The sequence below is a fragment of the Vagococcus sp. JNUCC 83 genome (assembly GCF_053667615.1).
Map to the genome: position 1 here is coordinate 653,421 of NZ_CM132204.1, position 12,233 is coordinate 665,653.

Below are 12,233 nucleotides of genomic sequence, written 5' to 3' on the forward strand. Positions count from 1 at the left end.
AGTATGACAGAAGAAGAATTAATACATATACGACGCCAGTTACATCAAATCCCTGAGATTGGGTTGGAAGAAGTTAAAACGTCTGCTTATTTACTGGAAAAAATACAGGAGTTACCACAAGAAAATCTCACTATTTTGACACAAAATACGGCGATAATAGTCAAAGTAAAAGGTAGCGAGTCTAAAAAAACAATAGCTTGGCGCACTGATATGGATGGATTACCTATGTCAGAAGAAACAGGCTTATCATTCTCTTCTACTCACGTTAAAAAAATGCACGCGTGTGGTCATGACTTTCATATGACAATTGCTTTAGGCGTGTTATATAAAGTAGCACACACCCCATTACAAAATGATATAGTGTTCTTTTTTCAACCTGCAGAAGAAAATAAGAGTGGCGCAAAAATTTATACAGATAATCAATTTTTGGATGTCGACACAATAGATGAAATATATGGTTTACATGTTCATCCAGACTTGCCTGTTGGAATGGTTTCTACCTGTCCAGGAACTCTTTTTGCTGGAGATTGTAGTTTTAATGTAACATTTATTGGAAAAGAAAGTCATGCCGCTTTTCCTCATGAAGGCAATGATATGATTGTGGCCTCTGCGTCTTTTATACAACAAGTTCAAAGCATTGTTAGTCGAAATGTTAACCCGATGGAATCAGCAGTGATAACTTTTGGGCAAATAAAAGCAGGAGTAGCTAGTAATATTTTACCGGGTAACGCTTATTTAACGGGAACAGCACGTACCTTAACCCACGAGATGACAGATTTGTTATGGAAACGTATCGAGTCTATTGCTAAGGGAGTTGCTATGAGTTTTGAATGTGAAGTAATTTTAAAAAGAGACGATCTAGGTTATGTTCCAGTGGTAAATAATCAGTTAACAACGAAATATTTTATGAATTTTTTAAAAGAAAGAGAAGATATTGAGTTGGTACTCGCTTCACCGCTCATGACAGCTGAAGACTTTGGGTATATATTAAAACAAATACCAGGAACGATGTTTTGGTTAGGCGTTGATAGTAAGTATGGGTTACATCATCCTAAGTTTAATCCAGATGAAAGAGCACTGAAAAAAGCAGTTAAATTAGTTGCTGATTTTCTTGAAGCAAGAGACAACTAAAAGAGATTGACTAAATAGTAACTTTTAAAATGAAAATCACTAAACTAATAAAATAGAAATCCCATGAAGTCGGTGTTTTAAAAAACTGATTTCATGGGATTTTTCTATTTTAAGACTTTTAGACCAGCCTCTTTTTTATACTTTTAAGTTTATAGGTGTTGTTGGAAGTTTAATTCCTGCTTTTGTTAAAGCTTCAATATAAGCAGTCATCATTTGAGTTTTTACACCAAATTGAGAACCGCTTACGGCATAAACAGTTGACCGAATCGCGAAATTTCCACTTCCTAAATCAACTAATCCAACAATTGTAGGCTCAGAACGTATATCAGTAATATTAATGACTTCTTTTTCATTAATTGATTTCATAATGTCCATAATATGATCAATATCGTCAGTTGGATCAACTCTTATATCAACAACGACTAATTGATTTCCACGCGATAGGTTACTAACGATTAAAATTTGTCTATTAGGTATATAGTTCATTGTTCCATTAAAACTTTTAATTTGTGTTGTACGTAATCCAATATCGTTGACAATTCCTTCAATGTTATCAATGACTACATGATCTCCTACGTCTAGTTGCCTTTCGTAAATAATGAAAAAGCCAGTTAATACATCATTAATAAACCCTTGTGCACCAAGACCAATAGCAATCCCAGCAATCCCAGCACCAGCGATTAATGACCCGACAGGAACGCCTAAAATGGTCAGAATAGAATAGAGACCAATAAAAAATAACGTATATTGAACCGCATTTTTTGTCAGAGTTCTCAGGGTATGCATCCTGCTTTCACTATAGTTATCTTTTTTCTTGTTTGTAAATGATTTATCTATTAGTTTAAGTAAAATTTTTCTAATAATAGATAGAAAAATAATAACAACAAGGATAAGAATAGCTTTGTTAATCACAGAAGCAATTATTTTATTCCAATCCAATTGATTTAAAAAGCGATTAAGACCTCTGACGTTTTTTGCTGCTTCGTTTATTACTTCTGGTGTTTGTGTACTTGTTGTTGTTTCTTGCAAATATATCGCTCCTTTCTTCCTATCTTTTGGTTACTATAATAATGTATAAATTGTTGTGAAATCAAGTGGATAATGGTATTCTAATGTTAGTAATTTACAGGAAAGGTAGGAGATGTTTTATATGACAGGTACAGAAGTGGCTGCAATCATTGCTGCTGTGGCATTTGCAGTTTTAGTTGTAGCACTAGTTATTTTTTTATTACAATTAAAGAAAAATATAACGAAGTCCATGGAAAAAGTCAACGGGATTTTAGACCAAACGGATAAAACAGTTACCATACTAACTCAAGATGTTGATATATTATTAAAACAAAGCGAAGATTTATTAGTAATTGGTAACGATTTATTAGCTGATGTAACCCAAAAAGTTGAAACGATTGATCCATTATTTCATGCAGTCGCAGACTTAAGTGAAAGTGTGTCTGAGTTGAATGACTCTAGTAAAGCAGTGTTAGCAAAAGTGGGAGAAGCAAGTAAAACAGTTGCTACTGCGACTGTAGTAGGTAAAACAGCTCAAACGGCATCGCACTTATTTAAAAAAAATAAATAATACTTTTACTGAATGATGATTAGGAGGAGACGACATGTCAAAAAAATCAAGTGGTTTTTTAGCAGGAGCAATCATAGGAGGTGCAGCGGCAGCAGCGGCGGCATTATTACTAGCACCAACTAGTGGAAAAAAATTAAGAAAAGATTTGATGGAACAGCTAGATGATTTATCAGATGGCAAAGCAAGTGAATTTGTTGATTTAGCACAAGAAAAAACGTCAGAATTAAGTGAACTCGCTAAAGAAAAGTCAGCTGAGTACCCGTGGGTTGGAGAACAACTATCACAAGTAAAGGATAATTCTAGTGAATTATTTGATAACCTAAAAGATAAAACGCAAACAATGAGTGAAGATTTTCAAGCTAATTCAGAGAAATTAAAATCAGTTGTTAAACCTGTTGTTGAAGAGGATATTATTTTAAGTACAGATGATATCTCAGACGATGTATATGATGCGATTGAAGATATTAAATAAAAGTGAGTGAGCGAATGTCATATCGCTCACTTTTTTATTGAAGTTTTTTTTCTAATAGCACACAAATAATGCCATCCTCAATAAACTCATCTGAAACGACTTGGTAACCCAATTTTTTGTAGAAGCCAATCGCTTGTTTTTCTCCATGAATACGGGATAAAGTACAGTGTTGTTTTTTTCCGATTTGTTCTAGTTCTAAAATAACACGTCGACCAATTCCTTGCTGTCTCCAACCTTTATGGACACATAATCTATCAGGTCTTAGTGTGTGCTCATCATCTTGTTGGTATCTGGCAGTAGCAATTGGGGCGCTATCATGATAAATAACAAGATAGAAAGTACTATCTATATCTAAAGCATCAAATTCTGATTTGGGTGAGATTCCTTGTTCTTGGACAAAAACGAGTGTTCGCAAATAAAAAGCAGCAGCTTTGTTCCAAGGGTTGTTATTAAAGATAATTTGAATCATATAGATATCTCCTTTTCAAATAGATGGTTTCAGTGTATCATACAACTATCTTTATGTTGGAGGTAATTATGAAAAAGGTACTCGTTTATGGATTAGTAGTGGTAGTTGTTTTTATTATTATCGGATTAGGATTTGGCGTTAATTATTTATTTAACTATGCCATCGTTGCCGGGAAAAAAGATTTTATTAATGATGTTAAACAAGAAAAAATTGAAAAGGACTGGCAATTTTCAGACAAACATTTAAATGATGTGACGTTAACAAGTGATGATGGGTTAAAACTAGTTGCAAAAAAAGTCACACATGATGTGCCTAGTAAAAAGGTTGCTATTATCGCTCATGGTTATATGGGTAAAAGTGATTTTATGGGGCAGTATGCTCAATTGTTTTATGATGAAGGGTTTGATGTGTTAGTACCGGATAATCGTTCACATGGGAGAAGTGAGGGCAAATACGTTGGGTTTGGCTGGCTCGATAGAAAAGATTACGTTAAATGGATAGATAGCGTAGTAAAAGAGTATGGTGAAGAGGTTGATATCGTTCTTTATGGATTAAGCATGGGAGCGGCTACTGTTATGATGACAAGTGGCGAGGATTTACCAGACCAAGTCAAAGTGATTATTGAAGATTGTGGGTATGATTCGGTTGAAAATGAGTTAGCTTTCCAACTAAATGATATGTTTAATCTTCCAGCATTTCCAATGATTCCACTAGCTTCAGCTTATACTAAACTTCGTGCTGGTTATTCATTTGGTGAGGCAAGTGCGGTTAAACAGTTGGAAAAAAATACGTTACCAATGTTGTTTATTCATGGAGATAAGGATGATTTTGTTCCTAAAAATATGGTCTATGAGGTGTATAATGCCACAAAAGGACCAAAAGAACTAGTTATTTTTGAAGGGGCAAAACATGCAGATTCTTTAAAAAAAGACCCTGAAAAATACAAAAAAACGATTGAAAACTTTTTAGCAACCTATTTTCCAAAATAACAGTTAGCATTGACACGACATCATTTTTTAATTATAATTTATGTGCAACTTAAGGATATATTTTTAAAATATTGAAAAAGAGAGTACTCATTTTGCTGAAAGAGTACAGCTTATTTTAAAAATGCTCCCTTATGATTTTGATAGAAAACTATCACGTGTTTTCGCGTTAAGGAAGTAAAAGAGGTAATGACTGTCAAAGCATCATTGCAATCAAGGTGGTACCGCGGTAAACGTCCTTGACTGCAGAGGTGCTTTTTTATTATTTTTAGGAGGAATTATGAATGAAACAATTATCAAGTAGTCAAGTGAGACAATTATTTTTAGATTTTTTTGAAACAAAAGGTCATAAAATTGAACCAAGCGCGTCTCTTGTACCAATTGATGACCCAACATTATTATGGATTAACTCAGGTGTCGCTACTTTAAAAAAATATTTTGATGGATCTGTTGTACCAGAAAATCCAAGAATTACGAATGCTCAAAAAAGTATTCGAACAAATGATATTGAAAACGTTGGAAAAACAGCTCGTCATCATACGATGTTTGAAATGCTAGGTAATTTTTCAGTGGGGGATTACTTTAAAAATGAAGCGATTCATTGGGCTTGGGAATTATTGACGAGTGAACAATGGTTCGGTTTGGATAAAGACAGACTATATGTCACTGTTCATCCTGATGATGAAGAAGCATTTCGTATTTGGCATGAAGAAGTAGGATTACCTAAAGAGTCTATTGTTAAATTAGAAGAAAACTTTTGGGATATTGGTGCCGGTCCATGTGGTCCAAACTCTGAAATATTCTTTGATAGAGGACAAGAATATAATGATGTAGCAGAAGATGACCCAGAAAATTACCCGGGTGGCGAAAATGAACGTTATCTAGAAATTTGGAATTTAGTATTTTCAGAATTTAATCACACTGAAAACAATGAGTATCTACCATTGCCACATAAAAACATTGATACGGGCATGGGATTAGAGCGTATGGTGTCTATTTTCCAAAATGCTAAAACAAACTTTGAAACAGACCTTTTTATTCCAATTATTGAAGCGACTCAAAAAATGTCTGATGGAAAAGTTTATGGCCAAGACAGTGCAACAGATACGTCATTTAAAGTGATTGCTGACCATATTCGTGCAGTATCATTTGCGATTGGTGATGGCGCATTGCCGTCAAATGAAGGTCGCGGGTACGTGTTACGTCGATTAATTCGTCGCGCGGTTATGCATGGTAAAAAATTAGGGATTGATAAAGCCTTTTTAGTTGATTTAGTACCAGTTGTTGGACAAATTATGGAAAGTTATTATCCAGAAATAGTTGAAAAACAAGACTTTATTCAAAAAGTCATTAAAACTGAGGAAGAACGATTCCACGAAACAATTAATGATGGGTTATCTATTATTAGTGAGTTAATTAAAGAGTTGAAAGCAGCTAATCAAACTGTTCTTTCTGGTAAAGCTATTTTTAAATTATATGATACATATGGATTCCCAGTTGAATTGACGGAAGAAATGGCCCAAGATGAAGGACTAAGTGTCGATCACGAAGGATTCGAAGTAGAGATGACGGCTCAAAGAGATCGTGCACGTGCTGCTCGTTCTAAAGAAGAATCAATGTCTGTTCAATCTTCATTACTAACTGATATTAAAGTAGTCAGTGAATTTGTCGGATATACTGAAGACACAGTTGATGCTAAATTAATGGTCATTATCCAAGATGATGAGATTAAAAATAAGACAACAGAAGGTAGTGCCCAGTTAATTTTTGGTCAAACACCATTTTATGCTGAGATGGGTGGGCAAGTGGCTGATAAGGGGTCAATTTACAATGCATCAGGTGATTTAGTTGCCAATGTGGTGAACGTTAAAAAAGCACCAAATGGTCAATCACTACACCAAGTAGATGTTTTTGGTGAATTAAAAACAGATGATACGTATCAATTAGTCATTGATAAAGAGTTACGTCAACGCATCACAAAAAATCATACAGCAACTCATTTACTACATCGCGCGTTAAAAGATGTATTAGGTGAACACGCTAATCAAGCAGGATCACTTGTGGCACCAGGTTATTTACGTTTTGACTTTACTCATTTTGAGCAAGTGACCCCTGAAGAACTAAAACAAATGGAAGAAATCGTGAACGAAAAAATTTGGGGACACTTACCAGTTGTTACAGTTGAAACAGACATTGATTCAGCTAAAGAGATGGGTGCTATGGCATTGTTTGGTGAAAAATATGGTAAAGATGTTCGCGTGGTAAATGTCGATGGTTATTCTATTGAATTATGTGGTGGGGTTCATGTAAGCAACACTTCTGATATTGGTGTTTTCAAAATTGTTTCTGAATCTGGAATTGGTGCAGGCGTTCGACGTATCGAAGCTGTGACAAGTAAAGAAGCTTATGAAGCCTTTAGAGAAGAAGAAGGATTACTTCGTGAAGTATCAAAATTTGTGAAAGCTCCTCAATTAAAAGATACCGTTCAACGTGTGGAACAATTACAAGAGCAGTTAAAACAAGCTCAAAAAGAAGTAGAGCAGTTAAGTGCAAAACTGGCTAACGCTGAAGCTGAAGATGTGTTTAAAAACATAAGAGAAGTAGATGGTGTGACCTATATTGCATCAAAAGTAGCGGTTAAAGATATGAACCAATTACGCCAATTGGCCGATCAATGGAAACAAAAATCATTATCTGATATTTTAGTTTTAGGTTTAGTACAAGGTGAGAAAGTTAACTTACTTGTAAGTATGAGAAAAGAGATGAATGATAAAGGATTGAAATCAGGTGACTTAATCAAATCAATCGCGCCACTTGTTGGTGGTGGCGGGGGTGGACGACCTGATATGGCTCAAGCTGGTGGCAAAAATCCAGAAGGGTTACAATCAGCAATCGATGCAGTAGAGTTATGGATTAAAGAACATAAATAATAATTAGCTGAGGCTGACCCAAAAGTAACTTTTTCAATCAAAATCACTTAACTATCAAAATAGAAATCCCATGAAATCAACGTTGTAATTAACGGATTTCATGGGATTTTTTATATTCTAATACTTTTGGGTCAGCCTCAGTTTTTTCATATGTTGTAAGAATTGAAACACGTAATAATATATGATATAATAACTTAGTTAATACATAAGGGGGCGTTACGGATTCGACAGGCATAGTTTGAGCTTGAATTGCGCTTCGTAGGTTACGTCTACGTTAAAACGTTACAGTTAAATATAACTGCTAAAAACGAAAACAATACTTTTGCCTTAGCTGCCTAAAAACAGCGGGTAAAGATCCTCTTGGCATCGCCCATGTGCTCAAGTAAGGGTCTCAAATTTAGTGGGATACACTAAACTTTTCCGTCTGTAAAGTTTAGAAGAGATTATCAGACTAGCGAAAGTTACGGCCAGTTGCTCGGCAGAGACTTGAGCGAAATTTAAATTGAGTAACTATGAGCGTAGATGTTTAGGTGTCGATATGTTTGGACGCGGGTTCGACTCCCGCCGCCTCCATTCCAATTTTAAGATAAGACTGTTTAAACCTTGATGTATCAATGATATGTCAGAGTTTAGCAGTCTTATTTTTTAAAATAAAAGCTATAAAAAATAAACATTTTATGAAGTGTGGTATAATAGAAGTAGAAGGGATTGATTTAATTTGTCTAAGACATTAGTTTCTATAGGTTCAATTATTGACTATCCAACAGTTCATCATAAAAGAGTGATTGGTAGAGTAGAAGTGATTTTGAAAAATACGATACTAATCAGAGACAAGTTTGAGCAAACTCACTTAGTATTGATTAAAACTGTCGAAAAAGATGGATTTGAAGTAGATGAAGAAACATATATCTACAAAAATAGATATAGTAAGAAATAACCACTGTTTTACCACTCTTTTGAGTGGTTTTTCTTTTTTATGTTAAAAAACGTGGACGGTAGGATTCGAACCTACACCTCGATGAATAGAGAACAAACATCTGTTTAGCCTCTTAGAGTTTAAACACCACGTTCGCCCACAAATTAAATATGAAACTAGAGACGAATGAGCCTCTAGTATTCAATAGTTTGGTGATGATTTCTTTGATTCTCTGTACATTAGGAAAATAAATTTGCAAAATATAATTGTTTCAAAAGCGATCATCACCTTCTTTCTTAATTGATATACTTATCATACGTTTAAAAACTTAAAGTAGACATAAAAAAATATGTTTGTTTTATGAACTAATGGTTAAAAAATTTATAATATGAATATATTTATAGACAAAAAAATAAGCATCTACCATTAATCTAAAGTTAAAAGGTAAATGCTCTTTCAGTACGAACTGGTGTCATCCATTAGGTCGTTACTCCTTATGCAATTTTTTGTAATTCATGTACTGCGTTTTGAATAGTAGTACCAGTAGCCACTTTTGTTTCATCATCTTTTAGAAAAACGATAAATAAGTTTAACTCTGTGTCTAATGTTACACGGTACTCTATTGTAGTGTTATTGAATGTCATATAGCATTCTCCTTTCTTTGTGGTAACGAAAGGCAACTAAAACGTTCATAACGAAATTCCGTAACTTAGTATAGCATCAAAAAAAATAAAATGCAAATAAAAGTTAAGTTTTTTGGATGTTTATATAAAAAAGAGGCTGAACCAAAAGTAACTTTTTCAATCAAAATCACTTAACTATCAAAATAGAAATCCCATGAAATCAACGTTGTAATTAACGGATTTCATGGGATTTTTTATATTCTAATACTTTTGGGCCAGCCTCTTTTTTAATTATTTTCTATTTTGTTTGCCTTGATTACGTCCAATATTTTTGTTGTTTGCTTTGTTTTTGGGTAAATTTTGTTTAGGCGCAGTCTTTGTAACAGTTGGCTTAACTACTTTAACTGGATTTTTTTCAAAATGTTCAGCTATTTCTTTTTTCACTTTTGGTTTGTGATAAAGATTGGTGATTAAAGATTGGATACAGCTGAAAATACCACCAATAACCCAGTATAACGTTACTCCAGCGGGCGCTTTAAATGAGAAGAAGATAATCATAAGAGGTGACATATAAGTCATCATTCTCATTTGTTTTTTCTGTTCGTCGCTCATACCAATCATACTGATATAGCTTTGTAAGAAATAACTTATCCCCGCAAGTGCAACAAGGATTAAACTAGGTTTTCCTAAGTTAATACCAAAGAAAACAGATTCTGAAATACCTGGAGTTACCTTAGCAGCAAAGAATAGTGCGGTAAAGATAGGCATTTGGATTAATAAAGGTAAACACCCTATACCACCCATGATATTGATGTCATTATCTTTATAAAACTGTTGTAATTCTTGTTGAGCAGCCATTTTTTCTTCTGGAGATGTCGCTGTTTTCATTTTTTCATTGATAACATCCATATGTGGTTTAATAGCAGCCATTTTTTCTTGTTGAACCATAGATTTTTTCATTTGATTTAAACCAAGTGGTAAAATAATCAAACGGACAATCATTGTTAGTAAGATGATTGACCAACCAAATCCTAACCCCAAATTTTCTGCGAAAAAGGTAATTAAATGGCTCATTGGTTTGACTAACAAGTTATAGATAATTCCCTCGCCTGTAGGAGTACCTGTTGAATCAGTCTTGACACATCCGGATAAAAAGACTAGTAAGCCAAATAGGCCTGAACCAATCATCCAACGTTTTAAATTTTTCATTTATTTCTTCCTTTACTATAATCTTCATAAAATCTACACAAGCAATACTATAACGAATTTTAGCGTATAATTCAATTAATTTATGGAAAGAAATTAAGAATAAACTACGCTAAAATGCTTGTATTCCTTAAAAGATGGATTAAAGTCAATTGTGGAGTTTGTTACTTTCCCCATTGGAGCGGGTGATTTTTTAACTTCTTCGATAAACTGTTGAACAGCGAGTTTATCACCATTTGCCTCGATATAAACGCCACCATCATCTAAATTTTTGACAATACCATGTACTCCGAGTTCATCGGCTACCATCTTTGTCATATAACGAAACGCTACACCTTGTACACGTCCATAAACAGTCATAGATATTTTCATAACATCACATCCTTAATCTTTTCTTAAGTATATTATACAGTTTTTATAAGTAAATGAGTTAAACAATTTAAAAATCTGATATAATAAAACAAGTATCGAGAGGAATGAAATAAAAATGAAGCAAATTGAATCATTGACAAATCAATGGGTAAAAGACACGAAAAAATTACATAAAAAAAAATACAGAGATTTAACCGGCCACTATATTATCGAAGGGGAACACTCTGTTCAAGAAGCACTTGAAAATAATGCATCGATAGAAACAATTGTCACAACTGAGAGTGGATTGATAAAATATGCAGAATTGATAAAAAAAATATCTGATGATAAGTTAATTATTGTAACAGAACAGATTTTTAAACAACTTTCTGAATTACCAACACCACAGGAAATACTAGCTATTATAAATAAATCAGAAGGAACGGATAGAATTGGAAAGAAAATACTTGTACTTGATAACGTACAGGATCCAGGAAATGTTGGGACGATGATACGAACAGCTGATGCGGCAGGATTTGATCAAGTTGTATTAGGTGAAGGATGTGTCGATGTTTACCAATCAAAAGTTCAACGCGCCCTTCAAGGAAGCCAGTTTCATATATCGATTGTAACAAATGTTGAGTTGTCTAGTTGGATTAGCAAGATGAAGCAAGAAAATATTTTAACGATTGCTACAGCATTAGATGAAACGGCAATGTCCTACAAAGAATTAGATGATAAAGAATCATTAGCGATTGTTATGGGGAATGAAGGACAGGGTGTATCACAAGAGATATTAAATCAAGTAGATAAGAAAGTCTACATTCCGATGAAAGGTAGAGCTGAATCACTAAATGTTGCAGTGGCTGCAGGAATCGTTATGTTTCACTTATAAAATATTATAAATTTATTAAAGTCATGTTTTTTGATATATTTTTTGAAAATTTACTGATATATTATTATCATGAACTATCAATAAGTTATTGTTTAAGAAAGAAAGTGATGAGATATGTCATTAAATTGGCAAGAAGATGATGATTATTTAGCTCTTGTAGACGATCTTATTTTCACAGAGGACGTTCAGAGTCTAAAAAAATATACCCAACATCATTATTCAAATCGTTTAGAGCATTCAATTCAAGTATCATATAAAAGTTACCGTCTGGCAAAAAAATGGGGTGGAAATGTTAGGGCTACTGCTCGAGCAGGCTTGCTTCATGATTTGTTTTTCTACGATTGGCGTAACACGAAAATGGGTGAGGGCACTCATGCTTATGTTCATCCAAGAATTGCGTTGGAAAATGCTAAAAAATTAACTGATATTTCTCCATTAGAAGAGGATATCATTGTAAAACACATGTTTGGTGCAACCATCGCACCACCCAAGTACAAAGAAAGTTACATTGTCACATTAGTTGATAAATACTGTGCTTGTGAAGAAGTCATTAAACCTTTATTTAAGAAAGCTAAAGTAAAAGCAGTTAAATATTCAAAAGTTGTACATTTATGAGCTGACAGATAGTATTTGTCAGCTTATTGTTTTATACTGTAATAGTGGGTGGTAAAGCTG

At 33.8% G+C, this 12,233-nt stretch carries 13 protein-coding genes, 1 tRNA gene and 1 other RNA gene; 9 read left to right on the forward strand and 6 right to left on the reverse strand.

The window, feature by feature from the left end; translation table 11 throughout:
* Positions 1–3 precede the first annotated feature (3 nt).
* Complete coding sequence (locus JNUCC83_RS03065) at positions 4–1,131, forward strand: N-acetyldiaminopimelate deacetylase (RefSeq protein ID WP_454461316.1); 1,128 nt, start codon at positions 4–6, stop codon at positions 1,129–1,131.
* Between the two features lie 135 nt (positions 1,132–1,266).
* Here JNUCC83_RS03065 and JNUCC83_RS03070 read toward each other — a convergent pair whose 3' ends face one another.
* Positions 1,267–2,160 carry a mechanosensitive ion channel family protein gene (locus JNUCC83_RS03070; RefSeq protein WP_454460770.1) on the reverse strand — a complete coding sequence of 298 codons (894 nt, stop codon included), beginning with the start codon at positions 2,158–2,160 and terminating at the stop codon, positions 1,267–1,269.
* Between the two features lie 121 nt (positions 2,161–2,281).
* Here JNUCC83_RS03070 and JNUCC83_RS03075 point away from each other — a divergent pair, with 121 nt between their 5' ends.
* Positions 2,282–2,710, forward strand: a complete 429-nt coding sequence (locus tag JNUCC83_RS03075) for a DUF948 domain-containing protein (protein WP_454460771.1) — start codon at positions 2,282–2,284, stop codon at positions 2,708–2,710.
* A gap of 34 nt (positions 2,711–2,744) precedes the next feature.
* Positions 2,745–3,182, forward strand: a complete 438-nt coding sequence (locus JNUCC83_RS03080; protein WP_454460772.1) for a YtxH domain-containing protein — start codon at positions 2,745–2,747, stop codon at positions 3,180–3,182.
* Between the two features lie 34 nt (positions 3,183–3,216).
* On the opposite strand, the gene JNUCC83_RS03085 is transcribed toward JNUCC83_RS03080, so the two are convergent.
* Entirely contained in the window at positions 3,217–3,651 is a 435-nt protein-coding gene (locus JNUCC83_RS03085; protein ID WP_454460773.1) for a GNAT family N-acetyltransferase, read from the reverse strand.
* A gap of 68 nt (positions 3,652–3,719) precedes the next feature.
* On the opposite strand from JNUCC83_RS03085, the gene JNUCC83_RS03090 reads away from it, so the two are divergent.
* The 4 genes from JNUCC83_RS03090 to JNUCC83_RS03105 all read left to right on the forward strand — a co-directional run bounded on the left by JNUCC83_RS03090 (position 3,720) and on the right by JNUCC83_RS03105 (position 8,504).
* Positions 3,720–4,640 carry an alpha/beta hydrolase gene (locus JNUCC83_RS03090; protein ID WP_454460774.1) on the forward strand — a complete coding sequence of 307 codons (921 nt, stop codon included), beginning with the start codon at positions 3,720–3,722 and terminating at the stop codon, positions 4,638–4,640.
* 281 nt (positions 4,641–4,921) lie between these two features.
* A complete protein-coding gene (gene alaS / locus JNUCC83_RS03095) occupies positions 4,922–7,567 on the forward strand; it encodes an alanine--tRNA ligase (protein WP_454460775.1) in 2,646 nt (881 codons plus the stop codon).
* 209 nt (positions 7,568–7,776) lie between these two features.
* Positions 7,777–8,143, forward strand: a transfer-messenger RNA (tmRNA) gene (gene ssrA / locus JNUCC83_RS03100).
* A 142-nt stretch (positions 8,144–8,285) separates the two neighbouring features.
* Entirely contained in the window at positions 8,286–8,504 is a 219-nt protein-coding gene (locus JNUCC83_RS03105) for a hypothetical protein (RefSeq protein ID WP_454460776.1), read from the forward strand.
* Positions 8,505–8,554: 50 nt separating this feature from the next.
* Here the strand turns inward: JNUCC83_RS03105 and JNUCC83_RS03110 are convergent.
* The 4 genes from JNUCC83_RS03110 to JNUCC83_RS03125 all read right to left on the reverse strand — a co-directional run bounded on the left by JNUCC83_RS03110 (position 8,555) and on the right by JNUCC83_RS03125 (position 10,684).
* Positions 8,555–8,644 (reverse strand) — tRNA-OTHER (locus tag JNUCC83_RS03110).
* 333 nt (positions 8,645–8,977) lie between these two features.
* Positions 8,978–9,127 carry a hypothetical protein gene (locus JNUCC83_RS03115; protein WP_454460777.1) on the reverse strand — a complete coding sequence of 50 codons (150 nt, stop codon included), beginning with the start codon at positions 9,125–9,127 and terminating at the stop codon, positions 8,978–8,980.
* A 270-nt stretch (positions 9,128–9,397) separates the two neighbouring features.
* Positions 9,398–10,315: a membrane protein insertase YidC gene (yidC, locus tag JNUCC83_RS03120; protein WP_454460778.1), complete on the reverse strand. Its 918-nt coding sequence runs from the start codon at positions 10,313–10,315 to the stop codon at positions 9,398–9,400.
* 93 nt (positions 10,316–10,408) lie between these two features.
* A complete protein-coding gene (locus JNUCC83_RS03125) occupies positions 10,409–10,684 on the reverse strand; it encodes an acylphosphatase (RefSeq protein ID WP_454460779.1) in 276 nt (91 codons plus the stop codon).
* Positions 10,685–10,799: 115 nt separating this feature from the next.
* Here JNUCC83_RS03125 and JNUCC83_RS03130 point away from each other — a divergent pair, with 115 nt between their 5' ends.
* Both JNUCC83_RS03130 and JNUCC83_RS03135 read left to right on the forward strand, forming a co-directional pair.
* A complete protein-coding gene (locus tag JNUCC83_RS03130) occupies positions 10,800–11,558 on the forward strand; it encodes a TrmH family RNA methyltransferase (RefSeq protein ID WP_454460780.1) in 759 nt (252 codons plus the stop codon).
* A 114-nt stretch (positions 11,559–11,672) separates the two neighbouring features.
* Positions 11,673–12,173, forward strand: a complete 501-nt coding sequence (locus JNUCC83_RS03135; RefSeq protein ID WP_454460781.1) for an HD domain-containing protein — start codon at positions 11,673–11,675, stop codon at positions 12,171–12,173.
* The last annotated feature ends 60 nt before the right edge of the window (positions 12,174–12,233 follow it).

Excerpts from the sequence above, each read along its gene's own strand:
- JNUCC83_RS03115 (WP_454460777.1), bottom strand. The coding sequence starts at position 9,127 with ATGACATTCAATAACACTACAATAGAGTACCGTGTAACATTAGACACA.
- JNUCC83_RS03125 (WP_454460779.1), bottom strand. The coding sequence starts at position 10,684 with ATGAAAATATCTATGACTGTTTATGGACGTGTACAAGGTGTAGCGTTT.
- JNUCC83_RS03065 (WP_454461316.1), top strand. The coding sequence starts at position 4 with ATGACAGAAGAAGAATTAATACATATACGACGCCAGTTACATCAAATC.
- alaS (WP_454460775.1), top strand. The coding sequence starts at position 4,922 with ATGAAACAATTATCAAGTAGTCAAGTGAGACAATTATTTTTAGATTTT.
- JNUCC83_RS03085 (WP_454460773.1), bottom strand. The coding sequence starts at position 3,651 with ATGATTCAAATTATCTTTAATAACAACCCTTGGAACAAAGCTGCTGCT.
- JNUCC83_RS03090 (WP_454460774.1), top strand. The coding sequence starts at position 3,720 with ATGAAAAAGGTACTCGTTTATGGATTAGTAGTGGTAGTTGTTTTTATT.
- JNUCC83_RS03075 (WP_454460771.1), top strand. The coding sequence starts at position 2,282 with ATGACAGGTACAGAAGTGGCTGCAATCATTGCTGCTGTGGCATTTGCA.
- yidC (WP_454460778.1), bottom strand. The coding sequence starts at position 10,315 with ATGAAAAATTTAAAACGTTGGATGATTGGTTCAGGCCTATTTGGCTTA.
- JNUCC83_RS03135 (WP_454460781.1), top strand. The coding sequence starts at position 11,673 with ATGTCATTAAATTGGCAAGAAGATGATGATTATTTAGCTCTTGTAGAC.
- JNUCC83_RS03080 (WP_454460772.1), top strand. The coding sequence starts at position 2,745 with ATGTCAAAAAAATCAAGTGGTTTTTTAGCAGGAGCAATCATAGGAGGT.
- JNUCC83_RS03130 (WP_454460780.1), top strand. The coding sequence starts at position 10,800 with ATGAAGCAAATTGAATCATTGACAAATCAATGGGTAAAAGACACGAAA.